General features: G+C 40.0%; 15 protein-coding genes. 11 read left to right on the forward strand and 4 right to left on the reverse strand.

Going from position 1 to position 15,817, the window contains the following annotated elements; translation table 11 throughout:
• Positions 1–52: 52 nt before the first annotated feature.
• Positions 53–2,239, reverse strand: a complete 2,187-nt coding sequence (locus J7338_RS18435; protein ID WP_210798444.1) for a M4 family metallopeptidase — start codon at positions 2,237–2,239, stop codon at positions 53–55.
• Positions 2,240–2,805: 566 nt separating this feature from the next.
• On the opposite strand from J7338_RS18435, the gene J7338_RS18440 reads away from it, so the two are divergent.
• On the forward strand, positions 2,806–4,086 hold the full coding sequence (locus tag J7338_RS18440) for a cation:proton antiporter (protein ID WP_210798446.1): 1,281 nt from the start codon (positions 2,806–2,808) through the stop codon (positions 4,084–4,086).
• Between the two features lie 87 nt (positions 4,087–4,173).
• Here the strand turns inward: J7338_RS18440 and J7338_RS18445 are convergent, their stop codons facing one another.
• Positions 4,174–4,407, reverse strand: a complete 234-nt coding sequence (locus J7338_RS18445) for a hypothetical protein (RefSeq protein ID WP_210798447.1) — start codon at positions 4,405–4,407, stop codon at positions 4,174–4,176.
• A 358-nt stretch (positions 4,408–4,765) separates the two neighbouring features.
• Here J7338_RS18445 and hisG point away from each other — a divergent pair, with 358 nt between their 5' ends.
• The 10 genes from hisG to J7338_RS18495 all read left to right on the forward strand — a co-directional run bounded on the left by hisG (position 4,766) and on the right by J7338_RS18495 (position 14,771).
• Positions 4,766–5,665: an ATP phosphoribosyltransferase gene (hisG, locus tag J7338_RS18450; RefSeq protein WP_210798448.1), complete on the forward strand. Its 900-nt coding sequence runs from the start codon at positions 4,766–4,768 to the stop codon at positions 5,663–5,665.
• A gap of 4 nt (positions 5,666–5,669) precedes the next feature.
• A complete protein-coding gene (hisD, locus tag J7338_RS18455; RefSeq protein ID WP_210798449.1) occupies positions 5,670–6,977 on the forward strand; it encodes a histidinol dehydrogenase in 1,308 nt (435 codons plus the stop codon).
• A complete protein-coding gene (gene hisC, locus J7338_RS18460) occupies positions 6,974–8,059 on the forward strand; it encodes a histidinol-phosphate transaminase (RefSeq protein WP_210798453.1) in 1,086 nt (361 codons plus the stop codon). The genes hisD and hisC overlap by 4 nt, the downstream gene beginning before the upstream one ends.
• Positions 8,056–9,117: a bifunctional histidinol-phosphatase/imidazoleglycerol-phosphate dehydratase HisB gene (gene hisB, locus J7338_RS18465; RefSeq protein WP_210798454.1), complete on the forward strand. Its 1,062-nt coding sequence runs from the start codon at positions 8,056–8,058 to the stop codon at positions 9,115–9,117. Before hisC ends, hisB begins: the two co-directional genes overlap by 4 nt.
• A complete protein-coding gene (gene hisH / locus J7338_RS18470; protein ID WP_210798455.1) occupies positions 9,114–9,704 on the forward strand; it encodes an imidazole glycerol phosphate synthase subunit HisH in 591 nt (196 codons plus the stop codon). The genes hisB and hisH overlap by 4 nt, the downstream gene beginning before the upstream one ends.
• Positions 9,705–9,742: 38 nt before the next feature.
• Positions 9,743–10,477, forward strand: a complete 735-nt coding sequence (locus tag J7338_RS18475; RefSeq protein WP_210798456.1) for a 1-(5-phosphoribosyl)-5-[(5-phosphoribosylamino)methylideneamino] imidazole-4-carboxamide isomerase — start codon at positions 9,743–9,745, stop codon at positions 10,475–10,477.
• A complete protein-coding gene (hisF, locus tag J7338_RS18480) occupies positions 10,459–11,238 on the forward strand; it encodes an imidazole glycerol phosphate synthase subunit HisF (RefSeq protein ID WP_182740262.1) in 780 nt (259 codons plus the stop codon). Before J7338_RS18475 ends, hisF begins: the two co-directional genes overlap by 19 nt.
• Positions 11,229–11,843, forward strand: coding sequence for a bifunctional phosphoribosyl-AMP cyclohydrolase/phosphoribosyl-ATP diphosphatase HisIE (gene hisIE / locus J7338_RS18485; protein WP_210798457.1), 615 nt, complete (start codon positions 11,229–11,231; stop codon positions 11,841–11,843). Before hisF ends, hisIE begins: the two co-directional genes overlap by 10 nt.
• 372 nt (positions 11,844–12,215) lie before the next feature.
• Positions 12,216–13,097, forward strand: coding sequence for a LysR family transcriptional regulator (locus tag J7338_RS18490; protein WP_210798458.1), 882 nt, complete (start codon positions 12,216–12,218; stop codon positions 13,095–13,097).
• A gap of 216 nt (positions 13,098–13,313) precedes the next feature.
• Positions 13,314–14,771: an aerolysin family beta-barrel pore-forming toxin gene (locus J7338_RS18495; protein WP_210798459.1), complete on the forward strand. Its 1,458-nt coding sequence runs from the start codon at positions 13,314–13,316 to the stop codon at positions 14,769–14,771.
• A gap of 86 nt (positions 14,772–14,857) precedes the next feature.
• Here the strand turns inward: J7338_RS18495 and J7338_RS18500 are convergent, their stop codons facing one another.
• Together J7338_RS18500 and J7338_RS18505 are read right to left on the reverse strand one after the other, a co-directional pair.
• Positions 14,858–15,181 (reverse strand): hypothetical protein, encoded by a 324-nt coding sequence (locus J7338_RS18500; protein ID WP_210798460.1) that lies wholly within the window; start codon positions 15,179–15,181, stop codon positions 14,858–14,860.
• Positions 15,181–15,675, reverse strand: a complete 495-nt coding sequence (locus tag J7338_RS18505) for an ImmA/IrrE family metallo-endopeptidase (protein ID WP_210798461.1) — start codon at positions 15,673–15,675, stop codon at positions 15,181–15,183. The genes J7338_RS18500 and J7338_RS18505 overlap by 1 nt, the downstream gene beginning before the upstream one ends.
• Between the last annotated feature and the right edge of the window lie 142 nt (positions 15,676–15,817).

A 15,817-nucleotide genomic window follows, 5' to 3' on the forward strand; every position in this document is an offset into this window, starting at 1 on the left:
CTTTGAAAATATAAGGGTAAAAAAGGGAGCGAATGCTCCCTTAGGTGAGGGATTAGTTAGCCGTTATGGTTAACGTTACGCCACTTGCAGCACTGTAGCCTTGTAAATCAATAAACCAAGTACCCGCTTGTGGAGCAATAACTTCGCAACTTTCGTTGTTACCATTTTTATATGGTCGACATTGATAAGATGATTTTGATGATGGCGAACCAAAATTAACATACAAGTCTGCATCACCAGAACCACCCGCTATAGCAACATTCAATGTTGAATAGCCCGCGCTTAGCTCTTGACTGAAACGAGTCCAGCCACCCGAGCTAACACTTACATTGGTTTCAGTACGGTTTATTGGTGTAGTACCTGTATCTCCACCATCAAAACTACCCGTGAGTGAAACGCCCGATATTTGGTTCCAGGCTTCAACCATTACATAGTAAGTACCCGCTTGAACATTACTGATAGCACAGCTTTCTGTGCTTGTTGAAGTCGTGCTATTACAGTCAAAGCTATTTAGGGTTGGCCTTTGCGCAAATTTTACATACAAGTCTGCATCACCACTTCCACCTACCGTGTTAAACTGCAAGTTGGTGGCATTAGCTGGTACTTCTAAGGTAAAGAACAGTTGCTGTTTTTCTGTACCACTGATCCCAGTGCGTGGCACGCCATTGCTAAGTGGCTCGTCAATTGGTGGTTCTACTCCTCCACAACTACTGCCAGGGCTTAAATTTGAGGTTACCCCCACTGCCGCAAGTGCGCTTTGTACATCATCAGGGCTGTAATCCAAATCACATGCCGCATCCATTACACCATTACCTGCTAAGTCCCAGTTGGTACTAGCTGTCCAATATAATTGATTTGCCCGCGCCATGACTTCAAAAGCTTTTCTAGTATCCCAACCAGCTTTGGTTGCTAAATTATAGAATGCTTTATTAAATACACCGGAGCTATAATGTACATCCATACCTGAATAATAGCTTGATTGGTTATCAATTGAACTACCATCTTGGGTTGGGTTATTCATGTAGCGCAACGCACCATTGCCTTTAAAAATTTCTTGGCCAACTAACCAATCATTAGTGCCTAGCATATAAAACTCGGCAGCTTCACCAGCCATATCAGAAAACGCTTCGTTCAAGCCACCCGATTTACCACTGTATATTAGCCCTGAGTTTTGCTCCGTAAAACCATGGCTAACTTCATGAGCAGAAACATCTAAACTAACTAATGGATAAAAAGTATTTTGACCATCACCAAAGGTCATTGCAGATCCGTCCCAAAAAGCATTTTCATAATTACTGCCGTAATGAACACGCATTTTCAATTGAAAAGACAGCGGAGGCGTACCAATCCAGTCGTTATACATATTAAAAATGACATTACCAAAGTAGTGGGCGTCATTTAATGGTGAGTAAGCGCCATTTATTTCTTTAAAGGTGTTTTCCGGGCAAGTAAAGGAATACGCTGAAGAGCCACTCGTACCGCCATTTAAATTAATGGTTTTAACATTTGCGTTATTCATGGTGCAAGTGTTGCCTGACTGCGACACATCTAAACTACTAAAATCAGTCCCGTAAATGTACTTTCCTGTTTTTAAATTTCCACCAGGGCCTGTAGCATTGGCATGTTGAAGGTTATCAAAGCTATGTAAAACCTCACCAGAATTCGCATCAATGATCTGATAAGGTCGAGAAGGGTTAGCGCCATAAGTAACATACGATACTTCATACACTAAATGTGCGACATGTTGCGCATCAAGCCAAATTGCCAAACGCGATTGTTCATTGTGTTTTTTAAAGCTTACTGATTTAACCGCTGCGGGGGAGTTTTTTAATCCCTGTGTAATAGCCATTTTTTTACTGAGTTTTGGTATCACCGAGCTTATATCACTACTAATATCATATACAGCAGCACCATGAGCGCGTTTTAATTGGCCGTTATTATCAAACGTTAAACTCACAGTATCACCAATGACTGGTAATCCTTGATACTGTTGTTGATAACGGCGAGTCGTATCACCATTGTTACTTTTTACTTCTTTTAATACGACTAACTCATTACCTGCATCCAAACCAACTAATTGTATTGGGCTTGCCATAAGTACCGATGACGCACTATTTTGTAAAGTTGTAGTTAGGGCTGCTTGCTCATTAAGATATTGTTTATTTGCAGCTATTGCACTTGATGCTTGCGTTACCGCAAAAGCAGCAAGAGTTGCTAATGTGATTTTAGATAAATTCACGTTTACGCTCCATTTAGATTGTTATTTAATATTTTTGTATTAAACCGACACTACCCGTCCCGATTTATGTTCAGCCTAGACTGCTTTCACTAAAATTAAAAATGAAACAAAAAATTAACAACAAACAACAAAAATAAAAATAGATACCTTTTAAAACAACAACTTAAATAAAGGATGTTAATTTAAAACTACAAAACACCAAAAAAACTGTAAATAATTAATTACATTAAATTAACATTTGATTACATGTAATTTAACTAAAATTATGACGTGATGCACTGCCGTGATTATGTTAATTGCCGATATAGAGCTGTAAGTATAGATAATAAACTGAATATATTGACAATTAAGAAAGAAGCCGTTGCCGTTTAAAAGTAGTAATGCCCACGAACCCTAAAACAAAACCATCAACTAATTTTGTTGATATTGCATGAGTTACACATAAGTTTATTAAAAGTGTGATTATTAGCATTATCGCGGTGACATTTCATAGCCTCAGGAGTAACATACCCGCGCGAAAGTACATTCCTTTTTGCTCATTCCAATATATTATTTAAGGTCAAACAATGAATGCTTGGTACCTCATTTGTTTTTTATCAGCATTAGCGATTTTTATCGCATTTGCTAACCAGTATATCCTCAAAATGCAAACCACTATTGCCATAACAACTGGCTCAGTAGTGATTTCACTGTTATTAATACTCGCGGTAAAGTTATTGGGCGATTCAACTGCACTGGAGATCACACAGATAGTCTCAAGTATCGATTTTAATCAATTATTACTCAAAGGCATGCTCGGCTTTTTACTGTTTGCAGGCGCACTGGAAATTAACCTTGCGGCACTCAAAAAACAACGTTTTGAAATTACCGTACTGGTGTTATTTTCGACCTTAGCCTCCACCTTTATCATTGGCTTTTTAAGCTTTTACTTATTTGCCGCGTTAGGCTTTGCGGTGCCTTTTATCTATTGTTTATTGTTTGGTGCATTAATAAGTCCAACCGATCCAATTGCAGTGCTTGCAATTATTAAACAAATGCGTGCCCCTGAAGGTATTTCTGTACAAGTTGAAGGTGAATCATTATTTAATGACGGTATTGGCTTAGTTATTTTTACCACGATTTTTGCCGTGGCTTTTCTTGACACTGAAGCCAGTGTTGCAGGTATTGCTGAGCTATTCTTTGTCGACGCACTGGGAGGAATTGCATTTGGTTTAGTAATTGCGTTAGTGGGTCACTATTTGATCATCAACAGTCGTGATGTAAATATTCGTTTGTTACTCACTTTAACTATACCGACAGCAGGATTTGCCGCTGCCAATATATGGGAAATATCAGGAGCCCTAGCCATGGTAACTAGTGGTATATTGTTAGGAAATATAACCCGCACCAAAGCGACAGAGCGCACTGGGCCTGAAGACACTCGCTATGTAAAAGACTTTTGGCACGCCACCGATAGCTTTTTGAATGCATTGTTATTTTTGATTATCGGTATGCTAATTGTCACTATGCCTATCAGCCTAGCTGAAATTGGTTTAGGCCTACTGATGGTGCCAGTAGTATTACTTGCTCGCTTTATCAGTGTTGGCACACCGTTTGTAGTCTTTAAGAAATTTAGAAAATACGACAAGCACTCAGTTAAAATTTTAACTTGGGGTGGCCTGCGCGGTGGCCTTGCTTTAGCAATGGCTGCTGCAATTCCTCGTGATCAGGTAATTGTAGGCGGCTCTGATTTACACAACTTGCTTGTTATTGTTACCTACGTTGTGGTGATATTTTCGATTATTGTGCAAGGACTCACTATTTCGCCATTAATTCACAGTAGCATTAGTGCCAAACAACAAAACTAACATTTAAACTTACTTCTGGCGCCGTGAGCTAATGCTGACGGTGCTAGAATTAGTTACGCATTTTCTATGTATAAGCTCCTAAACGTATTACGCCCATGTGTCTAAATGAGTTTCGTCATCCTCATTTGTTTCGCGCTCTTTTCTAGCTGTTTCAAGCTTTTCTTTTGCGAGTAGTTCCTTGCGTTCCAACTGACGTTTTTGCCGCTTTTCACGCTCAATTCGCTGCGCGTTCGAATCTTTTAGACCCGCAATATGAAAAGCGCCTTTGGATTCAAGTTGCAAACGAGTGATCTGCCCTAAATAAGGGATCATAATATCCATACGTTCCTCCTTTGGTTACTCTTATCATCGGCCGTTATAGCTTATTCTTTAATTTATGCAAAAAAAACTTGCCAGCTTCCCTACAAGTGTGTTTTTCTATGTGTGAAATTTACTTAACCAGATTAAACACTTTTGTTTACATTACACAATGATAAAACGGAAGTTACTTAGGAAATAGTATAATGCGCTTAAACCTGACAACAGTACATCACCACCATTCACCGGAATAACCTGTCAGGTCTTTCGCTGAGAGGTTATTCCTAAAAGGAACCTCTGGCGAGTCAACATACTATGATTCATTTTTCGCCCTGAGGTTCCCTCGGGGTTTTTAGTTTTTAAATTAAAGGAAAAATGAATAATGAGTAATAGCAACCGTCTACGTATCGCCATTCAAAAAGGTGGCCGCCTTTCTAAAGATTGCCAAGACTTACTAAAACAGCTAGGTGTTAAGCTTAATTTACGTGAACAACGCTTAATCGCCCACTCAACTAACATGCCAATTGATGTACTACGTGTGCGCGATGACGATATCCCAGGGCTGGTAATGGACGGCGTATGTGACTTAGGCATAGTAGGTGAAAACGTACTCGTTGAAGTACAAGCTGAACGCCAGCGCCAAGGCGTGAAAAGCGAAATAACTAAGTTGTCTAAACTAGATTTTGGCTACTGTCGCCTAGCACTTGCATGGCCACAAGAACTCGGTAAACAAGATAAAAGCTGGTTTGAAGGCAAACGTATTGCTACCACCTACCCTGAAATTTTAACTCAGTATTTAAAGCGCGAAAGCATAAACGCCAGCACAGTCATGCTGACAGGCTCTGTAGAAGTCGCACCTCGTGCAGGACTGGCTGATGCAATTTGTGATTTAGTATCTACCGGTGCCACACTTGAAGCCAATGGCCTTATGCAAGGTGATACTATTTTAGAATCAAATGCCTGCCTTATCCAAAATAAAGACTTACAAGATGCTGACAAACTAGCGCTTATCAATAAACTTATGCCACGCTTACGCGGCGTGAGACAAGCCAAAGAAAGCAAATACATCATGCTGCACGCGCCAAAAGATAAACTGGATGAAATTTGCAATATTCTACCAGGCTCTGGTCAACCAACGGTATTAGCGCTTGCTGGCTCTGATGAGTACGTAGCCCTGCACATGGTGAGCAGTGAAACATTATTTTGGGAAACAATGGAGCAATTAAAAGCGCTAGGCGCCAACTCTATCCTCGTTATGCCAATTGAAAAAATGATGGAGTAAGTCAATGTTGCGCTGGAGTGAGGTTTCCAAAGATGCACAAGCAGCGGCGCTAATGCGCCCTGCTGTTAGTGCAAGTGTGGAAGTAGAAGCTATTTGCCAAGCTATTATGGCAAACGTAAAAGAGCAAGGCGACACAGCCTTACTCGACATGGCTAAGCAATATGATAACCGCGAAAATCCGCGCTTATTAGTGCCGCAAAGTGAGATCAATGCCGCTGAGCAGCAGTTAAGCGCTGAGCTTAAATATGCGATAGACACAGCCTACGCTAATGTAAAACGTTTTCACCAAGCACAGCTACCCAAAGATATTAAATTGTCGACTCAGCCCGGTGTGTTATGTGAGCTAAAATACCAAACCATTGAAGCCGTTGGAATATATGTGCCAGGTGGCAGTGCCCCATTGCCTTCATCAGTGATCATGCAAGGTGTACTGGCGCAGCTAAGTGGCGCGACAACCGTAGTGTTAGCAACACCGGTGCAAGGTGATTTACCGATAAACCCAGCAATTTTATATGCGGCTAAACTATGCGGTATCAAAACAATCGTAGAAAGTGGCGGCGCCGGTGCAATCGCCGCAATGGCTTATGGTACAGACTCTGTGCCCAAGGTGAATAAAATTTTTGGCCCTGGTAACAGCTTTGTGACTATGGCTAAACAACTAGTCGCTCAGACCATTCCAGGCATGGCGATCGATATGCCTGCGGGCCCATCTGAATTGTTAGTGATTGCCGATGAACGCGCTAACCCTGAATTTATTGCCGCTGATTTATTATCTCAAGCTGAGCACGGCGCTGATTCGCAAGTAATTCTACTGTGTAACAGTGAAGGTATGATTGTCCGCACCGAGCAAGCCATTGAACGCCAATTAGCTAAACTATCGCGTCAAGATATTGCCGCAAAAGCATTGGCTAATTCATCGCTTATTTTGGTTGATTCAATCGAGCAAGCATTTGCTGTATCAGCACAATACGGCCCTGAACACTTAATTTTGCAACTGGCTGATGCCAACCCGTATTTGGGTAAAATAAAAAATGCTGGATCTGTGTTTGTGGGTGACTACACGCCAGAGTCAGCCGGTGATTACGCCTCGGGTACTAATCACGTATTACCAACCTATGGCTACAGTGCCACTTATTCAAGCTTAAACTTACTTGATTTTTTTCGCACTTATACGGTACAAACCATTACTCAAAATGGTTTAAAAAACTTATCAAAAGCAATTTTACCATTGGCTGATGCAGAAGGACTTGATGCCCACGCAAATGCTGTAAAGGTACGTTTAGAGGCCATAAATCGAGGTAATGAACAATGAGTAATAATCCCTTATTACCAGCCAATATTAATGCATTAGCAGCATATAGCTCGGCAAAAAGTGAGAAACTAACCGGCACAACGTGGCTTAATGCAAATGAAAGCCCGTATGTTAAAAGTATCGATATCAGCATTAATGATTTAAATCGCTACCCTGATCCGCAACCTATGAATGTTATTAACCGCTATGCTGATTACGCAGGACTCACTGCTGAACAAGTACTTATGACCCGTGGTGCGGATGAAGGTATTGAGCTACTGGTACGCACCTATTGCCAACCAGAGCAAGATTCGGTTACTTTATTTTTACCTACGTACGGCATGTACAAAGTCACCGCCGACACCCACAACGTAGCAATAAATGGCTTAAGCCAAGCATTATTAGTCGATGGTACTGTTGATCAAATAGTCAACGCTGTTGGTAATAGCAAATTAGTGTTTATTTGTAATCCAAATAACCCAACAGGCAGCTTAACACCGCTTGAAAAAATAAAGGCTATTGCAACAGCACTTGAAGATAAAGCACTGGTCGTTGTGGATGAAGCTTATATTGAATTTTGCCCAGAGCACAGTGCAAGCAAACTCATCAATGAATTTGCCAACGTGGTTGTGCTGCGGACACTTTCAAAAGCGTTTGCGTTAGCAGGCCTACGTACAGGCTTTACTCTTGCACAAGCGTCGGTACTTGCGCCAATACGTAAAGTGATTGCACCGTATCCGGTATCAACGGTAGTGGCAAGCATTGCTGCAAATGCACTCAGCCCTGATGCCATTACTTCAATGCGTCGCCAAGTAAGTATTTTAAATGCACTAAGGGCAAAGCTAAAGCAGTGGCTTGAAGCCTCCCCTGCCGTATTACAAGTGCTCAGTGGCGAAGGAAACTTTGTCACTCTAAAGCTCGCCGATAAAAACAGCTTTAATATCGCACTTGAGCAAGGCTTAGTTATGCGTGCTTTTACTTTATACGGCGAAAACGATTGGCTACGTATTTCAATCGGCAGTGAGCAAGAACTAGAACAAGTAAAAATATGGTTAGATGGCCTAAGCCAATCAGCCACTTTTAAAGAGCAGGAAGTATCATGAGCAACCCGTATTTATTTATCGACCGTGATGGCACTATTATTGAAGAGCCAATCACCGACAAGCAAGTAGACAGTCTTGAAAAGTTAGCGTTTTTACCAAACGTGATCCCTGCTCTTTTGCAATTACAAGGCGCAGGCTATTGTTTAGTGATGGTGTCAAACCAAGATGGCTTAGGCACTGACAGCTTTCCAACGGCTGATTTTGATATTGCCCAAGATAAGATGATGGCTATTTTATCAAGCCAAGGTATTAAATTTGACGACGTATTAATTTGCCCACACTTTAATGAGCAAAATTGTGATTGTCGTAAGCCAAAAACAGGGTTGCTTACCGAGTTAATGCGCTCAGGTAAAGTCGATTTAGCACGCTCATTTGTGATTGGCGATCGCCAAACAGATATTGGCCTTGCACAAAACTTGTGTTGCGAAGGTATTTTGTATGACGGTGATTGGAATGCAATTGTCACTAAACTTACCACCGCTGATCGACAAGGCCGCGTGACTCGCAACACTAAAGAAACGCAAATTGATGTAAAACTCAATTTAGATCAAAGTAAAAATGGCGAGATCAGCACCGGCCTTGGCTTTTTTGATCACATGCTTGATCAAATTCGCACTCACGCTAACATCGGCCTCGATATTCAAGCTAAAGGTGACTTACACATTGATGAACACCACTTAGTTGAAGATATCGGCATTGCCCTTGGTTTAGCGCTTAAACACGCCCTTGGTACTAAATCACAAATTGCTCGCTATGGTTTTGCGCTACCGATGGATGAATGCAAAGCAGAGGCACAAATTGACTTGTCAGGTCGTGCTTCGTTTGTATTAAACGCTAACTTTAGCCGTGAAAAAGCCGGTGATTTAGACGTACAAATGGTTGAACACTTTTTCAAAAGCTTAAGCGACAATGCAGCGATCAGCTTAATATTGTCGGTTAGCGACGGTAACTGTCATCACCAAGTTGAAGGTTTATTTAAAGCGTTTTCTCGCGCTTTACGTATGGCCATTGCCGCTGACGCCAGCCAACAAACAGCAAGCTCTAAGGGGTGTTTATGATTGCCATAATTAACACCGGTTGTGCCAACATAAACTCTGTACGCTTTGCTTTTGAGCGCTTAGGGCAAATGCCAGAAGTGATCACCTCGCCAGAGCAACTTAAAAACTTTGAACGCGCCATTTTACCAGGTGTTGGCCATGCCTCTGTCGCTATGAGACGCTTAGTTGAAGGTGGTTGGCAACAAGCGATTAATGAATACCAACGCCCGCTCATGGGTATTTGTTTAGGCATGCAGTTACTGTGCGACAGCACTGAAGAAGGTAATGTGCAATGCCTTGGTAAAATACCTGGGCACGTTAAAGCGCTGGATGTTGGTAATTTAACATCACCCCATATGGGCTGGAACAACCTTACCCTTAATCGCGAGCATGCATTAACCAAAGGCCTTGATGTAAACAAGCAAGTATATTTTGTGCATAGTTTTGCCCACACGATTAACGACGCCACACTGGTTAGCGGTGAATACGGGCAAACCTTCTCAGCGATTGTTGCCAACAACAATTACGCGGGGATGCAATTTCACCCAGAGCGTAGCGCTAAAGTCGGTACTCGGTTATTGCAGAACTTTTTAGACTGGCAGCTATAAATAAAGCGTACCAACACAAATTAATAAAGAGGATTCACGTGATTATTCCAGCATTAGATGTACTACAAAATCAAATTGTGCGCTTATATCAAGGTAAATACGATACCGCACAGTTTTACCCGTTTGAGCTTGGTGCGCGCTTACAAGAGTACGCACAAAGCGGCGCAGGTAAATTACACCTTGTTGATTTAGAAGGCGCACGCGATCCAAGCAAAAAACAATGGCAACACATTCAAGCAGCCACCAAAGCACTTAACGTACCGTATCAAGTTGGTGGCGGTATTCGTACAGAACAAGACGTAAGCGACTGGCTTAAAGCCGGTGCTAACCAAGTAGTAATTGGCTCTATGGCGGTTGAAAAACGCGATGAAGTAAAAAGCTGGATTGAAAAATTCGGTGCCAAGCACTTTGTTATCGCCCTCGACGTTAATAAAACCGACAATGGCTGGGCCCCAGCCACCCACGGTTGGCTAAGTGAATCAGAATTCAGCTTATTTGAATTAGTCGATTTTTATGTAGCACTGGGTGTAATTGATTTTCTATGCACGGACATCAGTAAGGACGGCACCATGACTGGTCCTTCGTTTGTATTGTATGAAGATTTAACCAAACACAATAGCAACATTAAAGTGCAAGCCTCTGGTGGTGTAAGCTCGCTTGATGATATTAAAAAGCTCAAAGAACTTGGCGTAGGTGGTGTTATTTTAGGTAAGTCACTGCTTGATGGCGCATTTAATGTAGAGGAGGCGTTGGCATGTTATCAAAACGCATAATCCCGTGTTTAGACGTTAAAGACGGCCAAGTAGTCAAAGGCGTTAAATTTAAAGGCCACGAAGTGGTTGGCGACATATTAACAATGGCTAAAGCGTATAGCGAAGCCGGTGCTGACGAACTGGTATTTTATGAAATTAGCGCCAGTGTTGAAAAACGCCTACTCGATGTAAACTGGGTAGAGAGCATCGCACGTCATATTGATATTCCATTTTGTGTTGCAGGTGGTATTAAATCAGTGGCTGATGCAGCGCGCGTATTAGAACGCGGTGCTGATAAAATCAGTATAAACAGCCCAGCTATCGCCCGCCCTGAGCTTATCAAAGAACTACATGATGAGTTTGGTAAACAATGTGTCGTTGTCGGCATTGATAGCTTTTACGATGAAGTAACAGGCGAATATTTAGTGTATCAGCTTACTGGCGATCCTAATGCGTCAAGCCGCACCCGTTATAAAACGCAAGAGTGGGTAAAACGCGTGCAAGACTTAGGCGCAGGCGAAATCGTACTCAACTGCATGAACCAAGATGGCGTACGCAATGGCTACGATAACCAGCAGCTGTCTAAAATGCGTGCTTTGTGTGATATTCCACTTATCGCCTCAGGCGGTGCTGGCACCATGCAAGATTTTGTCGATGTATTTAAACAAAGCCACGTTGATGGCGCACTGGCAGCCAGCGTATTTCACAAAAATGTGATCAATATCGGCGAATTAAAACAATATTTAATAGATAACCAAGTGGCGGCGCGACTATGCAACTAACCAAACAAAACCTTACCCAAGTTGATTTTGCTAAAAGCGAATTGATCCCCGCTATCGTGCAAGATGCCCGTACTGGGGTTATTTTAATGCAAGGCTTTATGAATCAAGAATCGCTTGAAGCCACCTTTGAAAAGCAAAAAGTGACGTTTTACTCGCGTTCAAAAAATCGTTTATGGACCAAAGGCGAAACCTCTGAGAACTACTTAGAAGTGGTGTCTGTTCATACTGATTGCGACTATGACTCTATTTTAGTGCTGGCTAACCCACTCGGGCCAACGTGTCACTTAGGCACACAAAGTTGTTTTGGTGATGCTGCAAAACCAAGCCTAAGCTTTTTAGCGCAGCTTGAGCAAGTAATTGTATCGCGTAAAAACGACGACCCTGAAAAAAGCTACACCGCCTCTTTGTTTGCTAAAGATTTAAGCCGCAGCTGTCAAAAAGTGGGGGAAGAAGGCGTTGAGGTCGCTTTAGCTGCAATGAAATATGATAACGAAGAGCTAACCAATGAATCCGCTGATTTGATATATCACTTAATCGTATTGCTACAGCGCCAAGGTCTAGAGCTACAAGACGTCGTTGCATGTTTGCAAGGTCGTCATAAGTGATTTTTAGTGTGGTTAAGCGCTGAGTTATGCTTAGCGCTTTTTTAAATATACAAAATGCTGCACGTGAAGAAATACTGGTTAGTCAAAAAACATTAGCCGACTGTTGAGCAAATGGCTAACGATACAGAGCCCCCGATAACTACATTCATTATCTTCATGTTATCTTCTTAGCAAGCTAACGCACCTTTAAGATAACCCGTTTGTAAATTTATTTTGAATATATCAACATGCTTAATTGTGACTTAGATATACTTGTTGCTATAAAAAGTACTATTGCGTATGTTGAATTAATGCTCTAGTTTTGTAAAAAATAAAGTTGCAAATATAAGAATCGGTTTATCACTGCCGTTCAATTTTTACAGGAGATTTATCTTGCTTGATATCGTCGCACTTTTTATTAAGACTAATCAATATAAAACATTTCATGAAGCGTCTGTGAAGCTAAATATTCCTTTACCCACCTTACTCAGAAGAATAAAAAAATTAGAAGACAATTTATCTTTAGCGTTATTTTATCGTGAAAAAGGCTGCTTGCGATTAACAGAACCAGGGAAAAGTTTTTATAGTCATTGCTTTATTCATGTTGAACATTTACAAAGTATTTTATGTGATTTTAAGGACGTTAGCGAAGATAAAGTAGGTATAATCAAACTGATAGCCCCACAAAACTTCATTAAAAGTGTGTATTTTACTGGTGTAATAAACCAATTCACAACATTATACCCTAATATTAAGATTCATATGATGTTATCTGATGAACGTCTAGATTTAAAAAAAACAGAGTTTGATTTAGCTATCAGAATAGGACAATTAGAGAGTTCTCAAAATATATGTAAAGTAATCAATCAAATGAATTTTGTTTTAGCCTGTTCACCAAACTTAATCGAAAAATATGGCTTGCCAACTAACTTTGAAGATTTAGCTAAATTACCTCATATATCGTGTTCTCCATTTGAAAACTGGTCTTTTATAGCGACTAACAGCGAAAAGGTTATTTTTAAGCCCCAAGCAGATTTTGTGTCTAATGACATTGAAATGTGTGCTTTATCCGCTATTGAAGGTAGAGGTGTCTATTATGGACCTACGTATTGCTTATTACCTCATTTTAAAGACAACAGCTTAGTTAAAATTTTAGAACACTTTGAGCCTATCAAACGCGATGTTAACTTAATTTGGCCTGATAAATTAATACCTAAAAGCACGCGGTATTTAATTGATTTCTTAGGACTCTCACTCAGTGGAATTGAGATATAGCTCAACCTTAATCACTTATTGCTTGAATTGCATAGATATTAGCTTAACCAATGGGTACTTCAGTAGCGACTAACATTTTTGAAAAATCAACTTTCATTTATGTCTATATAAATAAATACATAACTATTTAAAATCAAAATTAGTCCAAAGTTAAATAACTTTTAAATTAATAAATGGGCTCAATCTATAGATAATTTTTTAAAGGAAGTAATTTAAATGAAAAAAACATTACCAATCTTATTCTTAGGGTATACAAATATCGTTAGCGCCAATTCCGCAATAATTTATCCTGATCAGTTACAATATGAAAATTTAGGGGCTGGGATCTGCTCATCTGACAATAGGTTAATCACCCAATCCGAAGCACTAGTTTATAGAAGTGACATTGTTAATAAAATGGGGAAATGGCAAATAACAGGATTGGCGGATGGCTGGGTAATTATGGGCTCTGGCTATGCAGGCGAAATAAAGCAAGGGACGGCCTCAAATTCTTGGTGTTATCCTAAAAATCCGATCAATGAAATCCCATCACTAAGCGCCCTTAAAATTGCACCCGGTAGTCAAAGCCAAATTGAATGGAATTTAGTTAATAAAAAAGAACAGTTTATAAAACCACTTTCATACCTTGCACATTATATGGGCTTTGCATGGGTAGGCGGTAATCGCTCGAATTACGTTGGTGAAGATATGGAAGTAACCAAATCAGGAGCTGGATGGAAAATTCAAGGTTATAATGGTGGTAGTTGTTCAGGATATCGATGTGAAGAGAAGAGCTCAATTTACGTTTCTAATTTTGAATATATAATGGATACCGGATCATATAGAATCACAGGTGATATTGTTTCTGCTGATAAAGAACTTATTCGAACACTGACAGTACCAGCGGTTAATAATACCTCAGTAGATCAAATGTCAGTGGTCACTATCGAATATGATGCATCGACTAACTGGTCAAAAACAAATGATTACAGTATTTCTGAATCTGTAACTTTATCAAACACTTGGAAGTCACCGTCTGTCACAGGAGGCTCAGATACATCGTTATCAGTCACAATTTCTGCAGATCAAGCGTGGGGAGAAAGCAACGGCGGCTCACAGGGAGAACGAGTTGTTGTGCAAGCAAGAACAAACATTCCTGCTAATACCAGCTTAAATGCAAAAGTTGACCTATTTAAATCTTCTATATCTTATCCTTATGAGTTTGATGCTGATATTACATATGATGTATCAATCGATGGTTTTATGCGTTGGAGCGGGAATGCTTTATTAAGCCATCCTGACAACAGACCAACTGAGAATGCAAACTTTGTAATTGGCCGTTGGGCAGGTCAAGAAAAAAGCATCCAATATCAATGGGAGCATAGATATATTCCCGGTGAAAATAAAAAGTGGGATTGGCCTTGGATGATAGAGCAAACAAATTTATCAACCATGCAATATGAGTTAAGTAATGTTTTACGACCTAAAAAAACAACGTTAACTGGTCACTTTTTTGCAGAAAGTCAATTTGCTGGTAATGTATATTTTGGCGACGAAACCCCGTTGCCAAGCAACCAGCGCAGTAAACGCAGTGTTGCAAGTATTGAGCAATCCAATGCTGAAAACCTAAAAAAAGACTTAGAAAAAGCAGGGTTGAAAAATGTTGTGGTTAAAATTGAAATGATTGACTTATAAATAAACAAAAATGCTGGGGTCTTGGTAAAGTAAGATCCCAGCAACTAGCTTATCTAAAGAAATAAGCTAAAAATCCCTACTGCCAATTATTTAGTTGGGAATAGGTTCTTGGTTATAACAAAAATAACACCAAAAACTTCAGCTAGTGTACCACCCATATATAAATTGAGTGACCATTCATCAAAAGCTAAACATTGAAATCCGACACAAAAAAATAGTAAATTCATTACTACCAACTGTGCTATCAGTATTTTAATAAACCAATTAGCATAAAATTTTTTTAATTCTCGATCTGCTTTAAAGTCTTCGACCTTTTCTCTCACTAAAGGGTCTGTAGGAGTCGTTTTATTCTTATCTTGTAGATTTGTTTTAATTAAAGACGCTAAAGCTTTCTTCTCCTCGTCTGCCATTATAAAAGGCCTAAACTTTTTAATCTATGCTTTAAAGCTTCATTAGAAACCCCAAAAAACATTGCCATATCAAAATGGGTTTTTCTTGATTTAAATAACTTTTTTACTATTCTTTCAGGCATCAGCAAGTTAGCCGCAAATTTATTTGCGAAAATTTCTTCAGGATCACTGCCAGCCGACGCACTTAACCCTCTTAAGTCCACATATTCATACTCAATACCTTCATCTTCGGACTCAATACGTGAAACGTAGTGACCTAACTCATGTGCGCACGTAAACCTTTTTCGGTTACTATGATCAGTATGATGTAATGCTATTATTGGCTCTTCACCAACTTCTTTTATTAAAGCGCCAGATACACTAGGAGGCAGATCCGTGTCTAAAACCTGTAAACCCATTTGTTGTGCTATAGATACAGGATCAACAGGAAAATCATTACTTGCCCAGAGTGTTTCAAATACCTTATTGGCTTCAATTTTTGGATCAAGATTCATACAATTTCCTTGATTAGGAATTTCAATTAACTTTATACATGTTAAAAATATACAGATCAATACAACTGATTAAGTATGGCTGTGTTGTATTTCAGTGTTGGTGAACTATATTCAATATACTGAAACCTAATAACGGTAGGTC

It is taken from the genome of Pseudoalteromonas ostreae, from assembly GCF_018069805.1.
GTDB classification, from domain to species: domain Bacteria; phylum Pseudomonadota; class Gammaproteobacteria; order Enterobacterales; family Alteromonadaceae; genus Pseudoalteromonas; species Pseudoalteromonas ostreae.